Source organism: Pseudomonas sp. Marseille-Q8238, from assembly GCF_965111915.1.
Genome location: NZ_CBCOPI010000001.1, coordinates 818,001 through 834,257, shown reverse-complemented (window position 1 = coordinate 834,257; position 16,257 = coordinate 818,001). Strand labels below are relative to the sequence as shown.

The window sequence follows — 16,257 nt, the reverse complement described above, 5'->3', positions numbered from 1 at the left end:
CATAACAAACCAGAGTGCCCGCTCCGCGCGATTGAACGGGCTCGCCCGCCATGGACAGATGGCAATATGATGGCTTATTGTCGAGACCAAGTTTGCACTCGCACTTAGTCGCGCACAGTGGCCTTGCCACGTGTGGTGCATAACCTTCTTATACGGTCATCAGCACCATAAGAACCCCGGTCTAGACAGGCCCTGCAAAAGGAACATGGAATGTTATCCACCAGTCCCGCTCAGCAGGTTATGCACCATTTGGTGTCTATTTATAGTTATATTTTCGTCAGAGATTGAAGCATGCTTGAAAAAATCAAGTTGAAGTTTGGCAGTGCAGAAGATGAAGAGGCTTTAGATCTAGCTGTTACCCCAATTACTGTATTTGTTGGCCCGAACAACTCTGGCAAATCAAAAGCGCTAAGGGAGATTCAGGTCTTTTGCAGATCGGGACAGCTTGATGCTCGAGGTGTAATTTTAAGTGAGGTAATCCTTAAAAATGTAGACAGGGATAAGTTTAGTGAGAAGCTATCTCACTTAATAAAACAGCCAAGTGAGCATGAGTCACTTCCTGAAGGTAATGTAATTCTCGGTAGCTACCAAGAAAGAATACAAGTCTCAAAAGCAAATCTTAATCAGGCCATAGACAACGTAAATAATGGTCATTTTAGGCAGTGGTTTTGTAGCTGGTTTTTAAAGTTCAATACTTTATTGCTGGATGGGCAAGGCCGAATGCAGCTCGTGCGTGACCAACCAGGCGGAAATCTTCAATCGCCACCGCAAAATAGTTTAAGCGCACTCTTTCGTGATGACGAGAAACGAAAAGAAGTGCGGAGAATTGTGCACGATGCATTTGGCATGTACTTTGTCATTGACCCGACTGACTTGGGGCAATTAAAAGTCAGACTATCAGAAGCTGCCCCCAAAAATGACATGGAGGAACGAGGCGTACACGCTGAGGCTGTAGATTTTCACAGCAAAGCAAAAAAAATTGATGACATGAGCGATGGCGTAAAAGCCTTTACCGGCATCGTGCTCGAATTAGTAGCCGGTGACCCTATGGTTCTCCTTATAGACGAACCAGAAGCATTTCTGCATCCATCCCTCTCGTATAAGTTAGGCAAGGAGGTTTCTATAACATCCTCAGCTCAGAATAAGAATATTTTTGTTTCAACGCATAGCTCAAACTTTATTATGGGATGTATGCAATCAGGGGTTCCGATAAATATCGTTAGGCTGACATATTCACAAGGAGTTGCTACTGCCAGATTGCTGCCAGATGATAAGCTACTTCAGTTAATGCGTAATCCGTTACTGCGGTCAACTGGAGTCGTTGATGGGTTATTTTACGAGGCGGTGATTGTAACTGAGTCTGATGCAGATCGTGCATTCTATCAAGAGATAAATGATCGCCTTCTAAGATATTCACCAGACTCAGGGATAAGTAATTGCCTATTTATAAATGCCCAAAATAAGCAAACTGTTCATCAAATAATCAAGCCCCTAAGAGAGCTTGGTATCCCAGCCGCTGCGATTGTTGATATAGATGTGCTTAAAGAGGGAGGCCAGGTTTGGTCTAGCTTCCTAAGTGGCGGTTTTCTTCCTCAAATAACACAGGCGCCACTGGGAGAGATTAGGCAAAAAATAAAGCAGAAATTCAACGATCTGAATATCGATATGAAACGTGATGGCGGAATATCCGCATTGCCTGACAATGAGCGCGAAGCTGCAGAGAATCTCCTAAATCAATTAGCAGAGTATGGCCTGTTTGTGGTTGCTAATGGGGAGCTGGAATATTGGTTGAAATATCTCGGAGCAACAGGTCATGGTCCAAAATGGCTAGTTTCAATCTTTGAAAAAATGGGAGAAAACCCCGAATCTTCAGGTTACATAAAGCCCAAAACTGGGGATGTATGGGCTTTCATTGAGAAAATAAAGAATTGGACATCATCCGCCTCTAGAAAAGGTATCCCGGCAAAAATATAACAATGGGCTGAAGTCGCTCATTTCATTCGCTGGGACCGGCGAAGCCGGCCCCTTAGCTTAATCGTTATGTGTACCTTATGAAATCACTACTAGCTTTAGCCTCTTTAATACTCACAATCAATTGCTATGCGAGTGAACCCAGCAGCAGCCTGATGAGGGAACTAGACAGTATTAATGAGCAACCGATTAAAAATCTAGCCACATCATCTAAAATAGAAATCTATCGTTTTTATTGGTCTCGCAGCTCAAAGAGCACTCTGACCTATACAATCGACCTAACCTCCACTAACAAACCAACTTTAATCATTAAAAAATTCTCCAAAAAAGATCCTCAAACTTTATTATCGGAAACAAAAACAGAACTAACTAAAACCCACCTTCAGAACCTTAAAAGCTTTCTAAATGGCGCACAATTCTGGACGCTACCTTCCGAAGAGAAGAATGCCGGGCTTGATGGAGCCACATGGATATTGGAAGGAATAAAAGATGGCCAATATCACTACACCGAGCGTTGGTCACCATTACCGCCATATTTTGGCTGGACCGGCACATGGAAAGATGGCGAGCTGGTTATGAAACGCTTGAACCCGCCATTTGAAAAACAAGTTAAGCACTCGGACGAAGTCGGCCTTGATTTCCTATGCCTCTACATCATGCTCATGGCAGATCAAGAGCCAGAGGTTATCTACTAGTACCAGGCACACATAACAACTGGTTCAAGCCGCTCGCTTCGCTCACTCGGGACCAGCTAAAGCCGGCCCCTTAACCAACCGTTAGGAGCCCTACATTGCTTCTTCAAAATATCGAAATAGCAATCCACTACTCTGCGGGGCTGCTTTTGGTTGGGTTGGCGGTGCTAATTTTTGTATCAATAAATAAAACATCAGGAATATTAATAGGCATCTACGCCACTTATTCACTAATAATGCAATTTGCATTTAATGGCGCGTTAGGGCTTGGGGTTTTGGCGCAAATATTTTTAGAGACAAACTTTGAACTAGGCAAGCCATGGCCAGCAACGGGCGCAGTTGTGCTTGGAATAACTGGTGGCATTTCAAAACTAAGTCTTGCTGGCGGTGTTTACTTCCTAGCCAGAGCATTAAAAACAAAAAATGGTGGCCGGGCCCCTAACTAGTGGTTCAAACCGTTCGCTTCGCTCACTGGGACGGGCTAAAGCCCGCCCCTTAACCAAACGTTAGGTGCTTACAAGAGAGTGTCCTGTGGAAACCATACGAATTCCTAATGTGTATTGGCCTTTACTCATTGCATACGCACTATTTGCTTATGCAGCCTTCTTGGCGTGGAAGCAGTCCTCTTCATTTTTTGGGCTACTTTCCATATTTTCATTTATAGCCTTGGCTTTCATTGAAGGCGCGCCAATACTATTATTTTTCTATACTGACAATCTGGAAGCTAATCTGGCTATGCTTTTTGAACTGCACACATGGCCACACTCTTTATTATTACTTGTCGGTCCAATTTCTATTATTTTAGCGCTTCGTTTAAGGCCGACGCTCAACACCTAACTAGCGGTTCAAATCGTTCGCTTCGCTCACTGGGACCGGCTAAAGCCGGCCCCTTAACCAAACGTTAGGTCTCACATGAAGAATCCTGAGTGGACGTCCAAAGGCAAGACAATAGCTGGCTTGATTAAGGAGTTACTATCGTTTGAGGACCAAGAAATGGAGGTAAGGATATCGCTAGATGGTGGCGGCACTTCATTGCCCATTTCCTTGGTAGGCAAGTCCAATGGCAAGTATGCCGTGCTCCAGAACTGCCAAGATATTCCAACCCCAATCAGGCATCGTGATGAAACCTAACAAGTCGCTGAAATCGCTCACTTCGTTCGCTGGGACGGCGTAGCGCCGCCCCTTAGCTTAATCGTTAGAGGTCTTTGTGAAAATTCACGGTTACGCCAAGGAAGAGCAAGACGCTGAGAATATTACTCCTGCCGACCTAGCAGAAGTCACATTGGTCGCGTCACCTGAAGAACTGCGGCGCATCGCGAAATTCCTTGAACTCTGTGCGAATAAAATAGAAATACATGAAAAGTCTTGGGAGCATGAGCACTTATCTGACCAAGACAAGAGCTTTGAGCACTCACCACACTTTATTGTATTCAACCCAAGTTATGAACTGTAAAACCAATGAACTACAGCGAAGGCACAGAAGCCATGTTAGGGGATGAAGTCCTTATTGCAGAGAAGCACAAAGGTATTGTGGTCGCCTGTATCGAATCAGGGCAATACAGTAAAGATTACCCTAAGAGCAATTGGTCATACTTAATGTCTGGAGTTCTCATTGACACCGATTTTGGTGGCCTGATTCACTACAAGAATTCAGCATCCGAAAATATTGCACTGGTAAAGCGCGGAGTAAACCTCTAACAACTGGTTCAAACCGTTCGCTTCGCTCACTGGGACGGGCTAAAGCCCGCCCCTTAACCAAACGTTAGATGCAGCTCATGACTAATGCACAGTGGCAAGAATTTCTAAAAACCGCGCGACGCATCCTTGGGCAAGGAGCGCCCGTTTCATGGGCAAGCCAATCTTGGTGTGCCTGGACTACGTTTCAAAGCTTGAACTCAGACATAAATTACTGGAAAAGTGGTCTTCCAGATGAGCAAGATATTCATGAGAGTTACACGGCCGACGGTGGAGTTTGGGGGCAACCGTTCCACTACGAGCAAATTGCCCACTTTATAATTCCTGCGCAGTTCTATTGGGAAAAAATTGAAAACAAAGAATTTACCCATGGCCACAGACAACAAAATTTAAGCAAGCTATCGCAAGAGCTAACCACACTCGGAATTCCTCACAGACTTACCGAGTTGGTTCTAGAGATAAAGCTTTACTAGCGAGTGGCCACATCTAACTACTGGTTCAAGTCGTTCGCTTCGCTCACTCGGGACCGGCTAAAGCCGGCCCCTTAACCAAACGTTAGAAACCACAAGAACTCTATGCGTAGCCTTGAAGAAATCCTCAATGAAGTCGAATCAGTGCCAGACTATTACGGCCACAAGGCCACGTCTATTCACTACAAAAACGGTTGGGGGGATACACCTCTTCACGTCGTCAGTTGCTGGGGTGATTGCGAGGCTATAAGAACCCTAATTGAGGCTGGCGCAGATATAAATGCGCGGGGAGAAACAGGGTTTACTCCATTGCATTGTGCAACAGAGCAAAATCGCATCGAAGCAGTGGCGTTGCTCCTATCGTTAGGCGCAGAAATCGTGCAGGACTCGAACGGCCACACACCAATTGAGCTAGCCGATTTATTGGAGCGTAAAGAAATAATAGAAATTCTGAGTGTGGTATCTAACAATTGGTTCAAGTCGCTCGCTTCGCTCACTCGGGACCGGCTAAAGCCGGCCCCTTAACCAAAAGTTAGACACACTCGCACATGAACTGTCCAAATTGTCAGAAAGACTCGATTCGGTTCTCTCATACATGGATCAAAAGCGGGTTTGGCACTTATCGTTGCCCGGATTGTGGAACAGTTTCTCGGGTTAAGAAGTCCGCTTTACTTACGGTGTTATCGATGTGCATTGGCCTACTATCAGCTGGTTTGGGTTTCGTTTTTCAGAGCTGGCTCGTGCTCGGGATTGCCTTAGCTCTCGGGGTGGCACTTGACGCTCTTGTTGATTCGCGGTTCCGTCGTCTGGAATTAGTTGTTGTACGGGCATAAACCGTGTGCCTGCAATTAGTTCAAGACCGTTCGCTACGCTCACTCGGGACCGGCTAAAGCCAGCCCCTTAACCAAACGTTAGAACCTGCAGGGATTTATGCGGACAATACTCGAAAAAATCGCTCTCGCCGCAGGCTTGTTAAGCGCATTAATAGCTGCCATTGGGCCAGCCTTGATTGCACCTCAATTTCGTGCGGTGTTTGAGGGCTTTAATGCCGAGCTACCCACACTGACCACCTTTTTTATTTACTACTATCATGCGCTATGGTTACTGCCGATAACAGTTATTTATGTCTGGTATAAATGGCCACTACCCAAGCATGGCGCACTCTCCTCATGCTTAATTGGCATTCTTGGTTTAGCTTTAGTTTTTTCAGTAGGCGTTGTCGCTTTGTACTTGCCAATATTCAATCAAGGAGCTGGTGCTTGACGACCTCTAACAATGCACTCAAATCGCTTGCTTCACTAGTTTGCACCGGCGAAGCCGTCCCCTTAGCTTATTCGTTAGAGAATGCATATGAAATACACTTAACTCCTGAGCATCCCAATCCGGGTAATTGGAATATACATATTCTACTCAGTCTTTCTTGCAATAATAAATCAGCATTTTATTTTGAATCAGTTGGCAACTGACCATTCTAGTGATTACAAAATCTATGCAATAGCTGCTGTGCTTGAAGTAGGCTTCATGTTAGCTGCAGCATTTGCACTAACAAACTGTCACTGACAATATCAAATTTTCTTACACCAAAACGCTCCGAAAGCACATTCAATATCAGCATCACCTCTGAACAACTTCAATCAGCAGCGCTTTGCATAATGGGTATTTACATAATCACCGAGAACATACCAGACCTGGTATTCAATACTGCACGGTTGATAAGTCATATTAGGCAGCCGCTAGACCCCTTTGGCGGGGTCTCCGAATTGATAGCAAAAGAACTAGCTATAATAATCAAAATACTCATCGGTATATTTCTATGCATAAGGTCTGAGGGAATAATTCTTTTAATCACCCGCATAAGAACAGCCCGGATAGCAGCACCACCATCTAACTAGTGGTTGAAACCGTTCGCTTCGCTCACTGGGAGGGGCTAAAGCCCGCCCCTTAACCAAACATTAGAGGTATTGCTGATGACCATATCTATACGCAAAGCACGCCTGGAAGACGCGGCGGCGATCAGCACTCTAATAATTGCCGCTATTAAAGAAACTAATGCTTCAGACTACCCCGCATCTTTTATTGAGAAACTGCCAGAGAATTTTTCACCTGAGCGGATAGTAAGCCGTATGCTCGCCCGTGAGACATTCATTTCCGTGAACAACGGAACGGTCACCGGAACTGCTAGCTTAGATAAAAGCACCATACGATCTGTTTTCGTAATGCCAAGGCTTCAGGGTTTAGGTATTGGCCTAGCTCTAATGAGGCACATAGAAGAGCTGGCTACAAAAAACCAAATAAAGGAACTGACTGTACCCTCTTCAATAACTGCTGAAGGTTTTTATCGGAAACTAGGGTATGCGAAAGTGCGCGAAGAATATGAAGGTGTTGAGAAAATCATCATAATGAGCAAAATCACTTCACCCTCTAACTAGCGGCTCAAGTTGCTCGCTTCGCTCACTGGGACGAGATAAAGCCGGCCCCTTAACCAAACGTGAAAGCGGCCTGCCTGTTTATCAGAAGCGAACGTCCACCTTGGTCCATAGCGTGCGCCCCGGCTCACTGACCCGCTCGGGGTTATCGGCCAGGAAGCCGAAGCCGGCATCGCCAGCCAGATTCAGGTGCTCGTTGTAGGCCTTGTCGAACAGGTTGTCGACGCCAGCGCTGAGGGTGAGCGAGTTAGTGGCCTTGAAGGCGCCGTTGAGGGAGATCACGGCGAAGCCGCTGCTGTCACCAAAGTCCTTGCCGACCACATTGCCCTGCCCTTCGCTGGTCCGTGTTTGCGCGGCCACCACGCGCCACAGGGCACCGGCACTCCAGCGTTGCTGCTCGTAGGTCAGACCCAGGCGGGTTTCCAGTGGTGGCATCTGCGGCAGTGCCGAACCGTCGGAGCTGTTCTTGCCCCAGGCGTAGGCCAGCGTGGCGTCGCTCTTCCAGTTCGATGTCCACTGGTAGCTGGCACCCAGTTCGCCGCCCATGATCCGCGCGTCGACGTTCTCGGCACGCGAGGTGCTGCCCATCATTCCCGGCGTGTAGGTGAACAGGATGTAGTCGCGCACCTGCCCCGCGTAGCCCGACGCCCAGGCCTGTAGTTTCTCGCCTTGGTACTGCACGCCGAAGTCCAGTTGCGTGGTCTTCTCCGGTTTCACACCGGCGAAAGCGTTAGGCGTGTCTTGTGGGCCATTGCTTGGCGAAAACAGCTCCCAGTAGTCGGGCATGCGCTGCACATGGCCGAGGCCGGCATACAGGGTGGTGGGCGAGTTGGCCAGGTCGTACTCGTAGCGGGCGAACCCGCTCGGCAGCGTGTCGGCACGGGTGTCGCCGGCAGTCGGGTTGGAGCGCGAGCCCATCATGCTGCCGATGCTCTGACGGAAGTCCCTGGCCGAGGCCCGATCCAGCCTTGCACCGGCAATGAAAAGGTTGCGGTCGACAACCTGCCAGGTGCCTTCGGCGAAAGCGCCATAGCTGTGGAAGTCGGCATCCTTGTTCCAGGCGAAGGCGTCGGGCTCGGTCAGCGCGCCGGTCATCATGTCGTAGCTGGAGCGGCGACCGCGGTGCTCGCTGCGCTGGGCGTCGACACCGGCTACCAGCTCCACAGCCTGCCAGGTGAACGTGGCGGCGAACCGGCCACCGAGGGTACGGCGGTCGACGCTGGAGGCCATCGGCATGGGCATGCTACTGGCCGGGTTCGGGGTGCGCAGGCTGTAGTTGTCCATGATGTGGTCGGCGTAGTTGTAGTAGACATTGCCCTCGACCTTGCGCAACACAGCGCCGAGGTTCTCGCGAGAGAAACGCAGCCCGAGGCTTTCGCGCTCCAGCTTGGCGGCGTCCATGCCACGCCCGGCGTAGCGCGACTCTCCGTCACCCCGGCCAGCGCTGAGTTCGATCAGGGTATCGGCATCCGGTGTCCAGCCGAGGGCGACATCGCCACTCCACTTCTCCCAGCGCGATGGCCAGGTGTCGCCATGGCCGTCCTTGTAGTCGTCGGCGCGGGCCTGACTGCCGATCACCCGCAGGTAGCCCTGCTCGCTGCCCACCGCACCGTCGAGCAGCTTGTCCAGACGGCCACGGGAGCCCACCAGCAGGCTGGCATCGAGACGACTGCCAAGCTCGCCGAAATGCTCCGGCTCACGCTCGAACAACACCGTGCCGGCCGAGGCACCGGCGCCCCAGAGCACGGTTTGTGGGCCTTTGATCACCGTGAGTTTGTCGTAGGTCGACGGCACGATGTAGGAGCTGGGTGCGTCCATCCGCGCCGGGCAGGCGCCGATCATCTGCCCGCCATTGGTGAGGATGCTCAGGCGCGAGCCGAACATGCCACGCAGCACCGGATCACCATTGCTGCCGCCGCTGCGAATGGCGGAGAAACCGGGAATGGTCTTCAGGTAGTCGGTGGCATCAGTTGCCGGCACCGGCTGGCGGGGCGCCTTGGGGTCGGTGACCACGGTCAGCGGCGAGGTCTGCTGCACGGCCGTGATTACCGTGGCATGCAGCTCATGAGCAGCGGCATCGGCCTGGTGTTCGGCATGCTCATCGGCCAGCGCCTGCTGGGACAGGCCGAGGCCGACACACAGCGCCAGAGAATGTCGGGCAAACGGCACCCACGTATTTAGAGAGAAAACAGCATAGGCGGCCGACCGCAGTGGTCGACGGGAAAATGATGGCGTCATCGGTGAAATCCTGAATCTGAAAGCACGGAGTCGCAGCCCTCGTCCGGCTAGACGCGGCAATACGGGAATGCAGGCTCATGGCCTGGTGCAACAACTCGGATCAGGGGAGAAGCGCGAGGGTTGGCCGATGGCCAGAGGTAACGCGGCGGCAGCCGGCCACAGGTTCTGCGGTCCGGGCGAGGGGGCTTGGTCTCCTGGCGCAACAGCCAGGCCAGGCCGAACAGCAAGGCCATGCCCAGCACCATGGCCGAGCACAGCGGGCACTGGAAGTTCGCCATCAGGGCATTGCCGCTGTCATGCACGGGCGCATCGCCATGGGTGGAACAGAACGCCGTATCGAGGCCACTCAGTTGCAGGCCAACGCCCTGGCCGTGGTGAACGGCACAGGCAAACAGACTGAAGAGGATGCTGGCGTAGAGCATCCAGGCAATCAGCGTGCGGTCCTGGCGGGCGATTTTCATGGCGGCGACTCTAGCACCGCCGGGGAAGTGCTCACGACGCGGTTGATTGCCGCAGTCGCATGAGTCTCATGCATTTACAGGGACGATCACTAGCGAGGGAACCGGGACTTCTGGTCTCGCCCCGGAGGGCGAAAGCAGACGGCCATGCAGCCCTGAGCGTCGTCAGGCACCAGGAGTTGAAGCCTCCCCTGTCAGGGCGTGCTCAACCCCGCCGCATTCATGAACAACCGCAGCAGGTAAGACAGCACACCCAGCGCCAGCACGCTGAGCGCCCAGATCAGCAGCAGCCAACCCAGGCGCTGCCACAGCGGTTTCTTCTCGACCTTGTCGGTCATCATCGCGCGCCTCCGCTCAGTGATAGCCCTGATCGTGCGTGACCTTACCGCGGAACACGTAGTAGCTCCACGCCGTGTACATCAGGATGAAAGGAATGATGAACAGCGCGCCGACCAGCGCGAAGCCCTGGCTCTGCGGGGGCGCCGCCGCTTCCCAGATGGTCAGCGAGCCGGGCACGATGTGCGGCCACAGGCTGATGCCCAGGCCGCTGTAGCCGAGGAAGATGAGGATCAGCGTCAGCACGAACGGCTTGATGTTGTCGTCGTTGGCCACCGAGCGCAGCAGGTAGAAGAAGGTCACCAGCACCAGCAGCGGCACCGGCATGAACCAGAACAGGTTGGGCATGCTGAACCAGCGCTGGGCGATGGCGTCCTGCGACAACGGCGTCCAGATGCTGACGATGCCGATCACCGCCAGCAACACCAGCGCCAGCGGGCGGGCCATGTCGTGCATCTGCCGCTGCAGGCGACCTTCAGTCTTCATGATCAGCCAGGTGCAGCCGAGCAGCGCATAGGCCGCCACCAGGCCCAGGCCGCTGAACAGCGGGAACGGTGCGAGCCAGTTCAGCGTGTCACCGGCAAAGGCACGGTTCTCCACCGGAATGCCTTCGATGAAGGTCCCCAGCGCCACCCCTTGGAAGAAGGTCGCGACCAGCGAACCACCGATGAACGCCTTGTCCCAGATGTGCTGCTTGTGCTCCTTGGCCTTGAAGCGGAACTCGAAGGCCACGCCGCGGAACACCAGGCCGATGAGCATGAACATCAGCGGCAGGTAGAGCGCGCTGAGCACCACCGAGTAAGCCAGCGGGAAGGCCGCGAACAGGCCGGCGCCACCAAGCACCAGCCAGGTTTCGTTGCCGTCCCAGACCGGCGCCACGGTGTTCATCATGATGTCGCGCTCGCCCTTGTCCGGCACGAACGGAAAGAGGATACCGATGCCCAGGTCGAACCCGTCCATCACCACATACATCATCACGCCAAAGACGATGATGATGGCCCAGATCAGCGAAAGATCGATGCCCATGGTTCAGTTCCTCGCGCCCAGATCGTCGCCGTTGTTGTCGTCATCATCCATGCCCTCGTCCGCTGCCGAAATCGGCCGGGCGGGCGTGCGTTGCTGGCCGGGACCACCGACGCCCTGCTCCTTGCCTTCGTTGGTTACCGGACCTTTGCGCACCAGGCGCATCAGGTAACCGAAGCCGGCGCCGAACACGGCGAAATACACCACCACGAACAGGGTCAGCGTCAGGCCCAGTTGCCCCGCGCTGTGCCCCGACGAGGCATCGGCCGTACGCATCAGCCCGTAGACCACCCAGGGTTGGCGACCGATCTCGGTGGTGAACCAGCCCGCGAGGATGGCGATCAGCCCGGACGGCCCCATCCACAGCACGAAGTGCAGGAATGCACGCGACTGGAACAGCGTGCCGCGCCAGCGCAGCCACAGGCTCCAGACCCCGGCCAGGATCATCAGCAGGCCCAGGCCGACCATGACACGGAACGACCAGAAGACGATGGTCGAATTGGGTCGGTCCTCTTTGGCGAACTCCTTCAGCGCCGGCACTTGCTGGTCCAGGCTGTGGGTCAGGATCAGGCTGCCAAGCTTGGGAATCTCCACCTTGAAGCGGGTTTCCTCACGCTCCATGTCCGGCCAGCCGAACAGGATCAGGGGCGTGGCCTCGCCACTGCTGTTGTCCCAGTGGCCTTCGATTGCGGAGATCTTCGCCGGCTGGTGCTTGAGGGTATTGAGGCCATGGAAATCGCCGATCACCGCCTGGATCGGCGCGACCAGCAGGGCCATCCACATGGCCATCGAGAGCATCTGCCGCACGGCCGGGTTGTCACGTTTGCGCAGCAGGTGCCAGGCCGCCGAGGCGCCGACGAAGAACGCCGTGGCCAGGAAGGCGGCAGTTGCCATGTGCATCAACCGGTAAGGGAACGACGGGTTGAAGATCACCGCGAACCAGTCCACCGGAATCACCCGACCATCGATGATCTCGAAGCCCTGCGGGGTCTGCATCCAGCTGTTGGAGGCCAGAATCCAGAAGGTGGAAATCAGCGTACCGATGGCCACCATCACCGTGGAGAAGAAGTGCAGGCCTGGCCCCACGCGGTTCCAGCCAAACAGCATGACGCCGAGGAAGCCGGCTTCGAGGAAGAACGCCGTGAGCACCTCATATGCCAACAACGGCCCGGTGATCGAGCCGGCAAAGTCGGAGAAGGCGCTCCAGTTGGTGCCGAACTGGTAGGCCATCACCAGGCCGGAAACCACGCCCATGCCGAAGTTGACGGCGAAGATCTTCGACCAGAAATGGTAGAGGTCGCGATAGACCTCCTGGCCGGTCTTCAGCCACAGCCCTTCGAGCACTGCCAGGTAACTGGCCAGGCCGATGGTGATGGCTGGAAAGATGATGTGGAACGAGATGGTGAAGGCGAACTGTATTCGCGCCAGGTCCAGGGCTTCTAAGCCGAACATGGGACATCCTCGGTCAGGTGATGTTCTGGGCGGACACGGTCAGCCGTCCAGTGGCTCCAGGTCTTGGAGTCCGGGGTTGGTGAATTGTTCTTATTGAAAAATGGTCTACCGCGCGCATCCGGTCAAAAAAACCGGCAGGGTCATTTACCTGCGTGCGTTGATGCAGATCAATGGACGATCACAGAATATCGCGTAGTGATCGCCCATACCCTGTGGTGCAAAGCCGCATCCCGAAACTACGGTGGCGTCAACGCTGCGGCGAACTGCAAGGCCTCATCCGCCCCCGTGAAACCGGACAGCACGATATGCCCATCGCTGATCGGGGCTTGCACCAATGGCGCCAGGCGCAGCTGCCCATCGATCACGATGGCCAGCGGCTGATCGATCGCCTCACGGGTCATCTGCTCCAGACGGGCGCGTCCAGCCTGGTTGAAAACCAGCAACACCACCGCCTGCCCGGATTCATCGAACAGCGCCTCGGCCCGCTCGACATCCTTGCTGCCGAGCCTCGCCTCGGGCTCGACCCAGTAAGGCGCGCTGCCTTGTGCGTAGCGCATCACCACCCAGCCCGGCTGGGCCGACATCGTCGCCCGATGCAGACCCAAGCCGTCCTTGCCCACCTCAGGCGCCATGGCACAACCTGCCAGCACCACGGCGGCGACCAGCAGCAGAACGCCGCGCATCAGGACGCCCACATGGCGTTCGCCACCAGGTTGCGCGAGAACCGGCCGATCAGTTGTTCGAGCAGGGACGCGGTGTCGATAGCGTCCACGCCGTCGGCAAGGGCAATCAGCGCGCGGCTGGTCATGACTGTTCTCCTGGGGCGGCGGTCTCCATGCTCATGTGGACCCACCCTGCCCGGCGTGGTTCGCCTTAATGAACAGCCCATCGGTGTGCACAAATTCACCAGCCGCAGGTGAGCTGATATGATGCGCCGCTTTCCTATACGGCATTTTCACCAGCGTCCCCAGCGGATGCTGTGCGTTGCTTTTGCCGATCCGCAGATTGAGGCCTAGGGGGCTGTCATGCTGGAGAAACTCTTCCAACTCAAGGCACACGGCACCACCGTGCGCACCGAGATACTGGCCGGGCTGACCACCTTCCTGACCATGGCCTACATCCTCTTCGTCAACCCGGAAATCCTCGGCAAGACCGGCATGGATGTCGGCGCGGTATTCGTCGCCACCTGCCTGGCCGCCGCCATCGGCTCGGCGCTGATGGGCCTGATCGCCAACTACCCGATCGCCCTCGCGCCCGGCATGGGCCTCAACGCCTTCTTCACCTACACCGTGGTCCTGCAGATGGGCTACAGCTGGCAGGTGGCCCTGGGGGCGGTGTTCATCTCCGCCACGTTGTTCTTCGTGCTGTCGATCTTCCGCATCCGCGAGTGGATCGTGAACAGCATTCCGCTGCCCCTGCGCTCGGCGATTGCCGCCGGCATCGGCCTGTTCCTGGCGCTGATCGCCCTGGAGAAGGCCGGCATCGTGGTCGACAACCCAGCCACCCTGGTCGGCCTTGGCGACCTCACCGCACCCGGGCCGCTGCTGGCGATCTTCGGTTTCTTCCTGATCATCGCCCTGGAGGCTCGGCGTGTGACCGGCGCGGTGATGATCGGCATCCTGGCGGTCACGGTGATCGCCGTGCTGCTCGGCGTCACGCCCTTCCAGGGCGTGGTGTCGATGCCGCCATCCATCATGCCGACCCTGTTGCAGCTGGACCTGATGGGCGCGCTGGATGTGGCGATGATCAGCGTGATTTTCGCCTTCCTGTTCGTCGACCTGTTCGACAACACCGGTACCCTGATCGGCGTGGCCAAGCGCGCCGGCCTGATGCGTGCCGACGGCCATCTGCCGAAGATGGGCCGCGCGCTGATCGCCGACAGCACGGCGGCCATGGGCGGCTCGCTACTGGGCACCAGCACCACCACCAGCTACATCGAATCTGCCTCCGGCGTTGCCGCTGGCGGGCGCACCGGACTGACCGCTTGTGTGGTCGCCGTCCTGTTCCTCCTGGCGCTGTTCTTCGCGCCGCTGGCAGGCACCGTACCGGGCTTCGCCACTGCACCGGCACTGCTGTTCATCGCCGTACTGATGACCGCCGGCCTCGCCGAAATCGACTGGGACGACCTTACCGTCGCCGCCCCCGTGGTGATCACCGCGCTGGCCATGCCGCTGACTTTCTCCATCGCCAATGGCATCGCCCTGGGCTTTATCGCCTGGGTGGCGATCAAGGCGCTGGCCGGTCGCTGGCGCGAACTCAACCCGGCGCTGGTGATTCTGGCCGCGCTGTTCGTCTTCAAATTCGCCTACAGCACTGCCGCATGAATCCGACTCGCGACGCCGCGGCCTATGCCGCCCAACTGCACGACAAGACCAGCCGCCTGCGCGCGCTGCTCGCCCCTTTCACCGCGCCCGAGCCCGAGGTCTTCACCTCGCCGGCCGAGCATTACCGCCTGCGCGCGGAGTTCCGCCTGTGGCGCGAACAGGAAGAACGTCACTACGCGATGTTCGCCGCCGGCGACAAGCACACGCCGATCCTGATCGAAGACTTCCCCATCGCCAGCCTGCGCATCAATGAGTTGATGCCGCAGCTAAAAAGCGCCTGGCGGAGTAGCTCTGTTCTTGCTTTCAAGCTGTTCCAGGTCGAGTTCCTCACCACCCTGTCCGGCGATGCCTTGATCACCCTGTGCTACCACCGCCCGCTGGACGCCGCCTGGCAAGCCGAGGCCGAACAGCTCGCCGCCAAGCTGGGCGTCAGCCTGGTGGGCCGCTCACGAGGTCAGCGCCTGGTGATCGGTCGCGACTACGTTCAGGAAGAACTGCAGGTGGCCGGTCGTACATTCACTTACCGCCAGCCGGAAGGCGCCTTCACCCAGCCCAACGGCATGGTCTGCCAGCAGATGCTGCAGTGGGCTTACGACGCTCTCGGCCAGCGTGACGACGACCTGCTGGAGCTGTATTGCGGCAATGGCAACTTCACCCTGCCGCTGTCGACCCGTGTGCGCAAGGTGCTGGCCACCGAGATCAGCAAGAGCTCGGTCAATGCCGCGCTGGCCAACCTGGCCGACAACGGCATCAACAACATCGAGCTGGTGCGCCTGTCCGCCGAGGAACTGACCCAGGCGCTGAACGACGTACGCCCGTTCCGTCGCCTGGCTGGCATCGACCTGAAAAGCTACGCCTTCGGCACCGTCTTCGTCGACCCGCCACGCGCCGGCATGGACCCGGACACCTGCGAGCTGACGCGCCGTTTCGAACGCATCCTGTACATCTCCTGCAACCCGGAGACCCTGGCGGCGAACATCGCCCAGCTGCACGACACGCACCGCATCGAACGCTGCGCGCTGTTCGACCAGTTCCCCTGGACCCACCACATGGAAAGCGGCGTGCTGCTGGTACGGCGCTAAGGCTCGCCACCTGGAGTTCCGATAGAGGACACCGCAGACAAACGCCCACAAAAAAGCCCCGGCACTGCCGGGGCTTTTTCGTTGCAGCAG

19 protein-coding genes are annotated in these 16,257 nt (G+C 55.7%); 12 read left to right on the top strand and 7 right to left on the bottom strand.

Annotated features, from left to right (window positions below; translation table 11 throughout):
- Window positions 1-291: 291 nt before the first annotated feature.
- The 10 genes from ACWPW0_RS03690 (at window position 292) to ACWPW0_RS03645 (ending at window position 7,257) form a co-directional block, all read left to right on the top strand.
- Window positions 292-1,974 carry an ATP-dependent nuclease gene (locus ACWPW0_RS03690; RefSeq protein ID WP_454254462.1) on the top strand — a complete coding sequence of 561 codons (1,683 nt, stop codon included), beginning with the start codon at window positions 292-294 and terminating at the stop codon, window positions 1,972-1,974.
- A gap of 152 nt (window positions 1,975-2,126) precedes the next feature.
- Window positions 2,127-2,666 (top strand): hypothetical protein, encoded by a 540-nt coding sequence (locus ACWPW0_RS03685; RefSeq protein WP_447722242.1) that lies wholly within the window; start codon window positions 2,127-2,129, stop codon window positions 2,664-2,666.
- A gap of 95 nt (window positions 2,667-2,761) precedes the next feature.
- Window positions 2,762-3,109: a hypothetical protein gene (locus ACWPW0_RS03680; protein ID WP_447589105.1), complete on the top strand. Its 348-nt coding sequence runs from the start codon at window positions 2,762-2,764 to the stop codon at window positions 3,107-3,109.
- An 85-nt stretch (window positions 3,110-3,194) separates the two neighbouring features.
- Entirely contained in the window at window positions 3,195-3,500 is a 306-nt protein-coding gene (locus ACWPW0_RS03675; RefSeq protein WP_447589103.1) for a hypothetical protein, read from the top strand.
- 370 nt (window positions 3,501-3,870) lie between these two features.
- Window positions 3,871-4,116 (top strand): Imm32 family immunity protein, encoded by a 246-nt coding sequence (locus ACWPW0_RS03670; protein WP_447589101.1) that lies wholly within the window; start codon window positions 3,871-3,873, stop codon window positions 4,114-4,116.
- Window positions 4,117-4,121: 5 nt separating this feature from the next.
- Window positions 4,122-4,361 (top strand): hypothetical protein, encoded by a 240-nt coding sequence (locus ACWPW0_RS03665; protein WP_447589099.1) that lies wholly within the window; start codon window positions 4,122-4,124, stop codon window positions 4,359-4,361.
- Window positions 4,362-4,438: 77 nt separating this feature from the next.
- Window positions 4,439-4,831: a hypothetical protein gene (locus tag ACWPW0_RS03660; RefSeq protein WP_447589097.1), complete on the top strand. Its 393-nt coding sequence runs from the start codon at window positions 4,439-4,441 to the stop codon at window positions 4,829-4,831.
- Between the two features lie 102 nt (window positions 4,832-4,933).
- Window positions 4,934-5,353: an ankyrin repeat domain-containing protein gene (locus ACWPW0_RS03655; RefSeq protein ID WP_447589095.1), complete on the top strand. Its 420-nt coding sequence runs from the start codon at window positions 4,934-4,936 to the stop codon at window positions 5,351-5,353.
- A 405-nt stretch (window positions 5,354-5,758) separates the two neighbouring features.
- Window positions 5,759-6,091: a hypothetical protein gene (locus ACWPW0_RS03650; protein ID WP_447589093.1), complete on the top strand. Its 333-nt coding sequence runs from the start codon at window positions 5,759-5,761 to the stop codon at window positions 6,089-6,091.
- Window positions 6,092-6,795: 704 nt separating this feature from the next.
- A complete protein-coding gene (locus ACWPW0_RS03645) occupies window positions 6,796-7,257 on the top strand; it encodes a GNAT family N-acetyltransferase (RefSeq protein ID WP_447589091.1) in 462 nt (153 codons plus the stop codon).
- Window positions 7,258-7,338: 81 nt separating this feature from the next.
- On the opposite strand, the gene ACWPW0_RS03640 is transcribed toward ACWPW0_RS03645, so the two are convergent.
- From ACWPW0_RS03640 to ACWPW0_RS03610, 7 genes are all read right to left on the bottom strand, one after another.
- Window positions 7,339-9,492 (bottom strand): TonB-dependent copper receptor, encoded by a 2,154-nt coding sequence (locus ACWPW0_RS03640; protein WP_454254461.1) that lies wholly within the window; start codon window positions 9,490-9,492, stop codon window positions 7,339-7,341.
- Between the two features lie 47 nt (window positions 9,493-9,539).
- Window positions 9,540-9,953: a DUF2946 family protein gene (locus ACWPW0_RS03635; protein ID WP_454254460.1), complete on the bottom strand. Its 414-nt coding sequence runs from the start codon at window positions 9,951-9,953 to the stop codon at window positions 9,540-9,542.
- Between the two features lie 191 nt (window positions 9,954-10,144).
- Window positions 10,145-10,291 (bottom strand): DUF2474 domain-containing protein, encoded by a 147-nt coding sequence (locus ACWPW0_RS03630; RefSeq protein ID WP_447589085.1) that lies wholly within the window; start codon window positions 10,289-10,291, stop codon window positions 10,145-10,147.
- Between the two features lie 13 nt (window positions 10,292-10,304).
- Window positions 10,305-11,312 (bottom strand): cytochrome d ubiquinol oxidase subunit II, encoded by a 1,008-nt coding sequence (cydB, locus tag ACWPW0_RS03625; RefSeq protein WP_454254459.1) that lies wholly within the window; start codon window positions 11,310-11,312, stop codon window positions 10,305-10,307.
- A 3-nt stretch (window positions 11,313-11,315) separates the two neighbouring features.
- Window positions 11,316-12,761, bottom strand: coding sequence for a cytochrome ubiquinol oxidase subunit I (locus tag ACWPW0_RS03620; protein WP_454254458.1), 1,446 nt, complete (start codon window positions 12,759-12,761; stop codon window positions 11,316-11,318).
- A gap of 236 nt (window positions 12,762-12,997) precedes the next feature.
- Window positions 12,998-13,444 (bottom strand): SecDF P1 head subdomain-containing protein, encoded by a 447-nt coding sequence (locus tag ACWPW0_RS03615; protein WP_447589079.1) that lies wholly within the window; start codon window positions 13,442-13,444, stop codon window positions 12,998-13,000.
- A complete protein-coding gene (locus ACWPW0_RS03610) occupies window positions 13,444-13,569 on the bottom strand; it encodes a hypothetical protein (RefSeq protein ID WP_454254457.1) in 126 nt (41 codons plus the stop codon). Before ACWPW0_RS03610 ends, ACWPW0_RS03615 begins: the two co-directional genes overlap by 1 nt.
- Window positions 13,570-13,786: 217 nt before the next feature.
- On the opposite strand from ACWPW0_RS03610, the gene ACWPW0_RS03605 reads away from it, so the two are divergent.
- Window positions 13,787-15,085, top strand: coding sequence for an NCS2 family permease (locus ACWPW0_RS03605; protein ID WP_454254456.1), 1,299 nt, complete (start codon window positions 13,787-13,789; stop codon window positions 15,083-15,085).
- Entirely contained in the window at window positions 15,082-16,167 is a 1,086-nt protein-coding gene (gene trmA / locus ACWPW0_RS03600; protein WP_447589071.1) for a tRNA (uridine(54)-C5)-methyltransferase TrmA, read from the top strand. Before ACWPW0_RS03605 ends, trmA begins: the two co-directional genes overlap by 4 nt.
- Window positions 16,168-16,257: the final 90 nt, after the last annotated feature.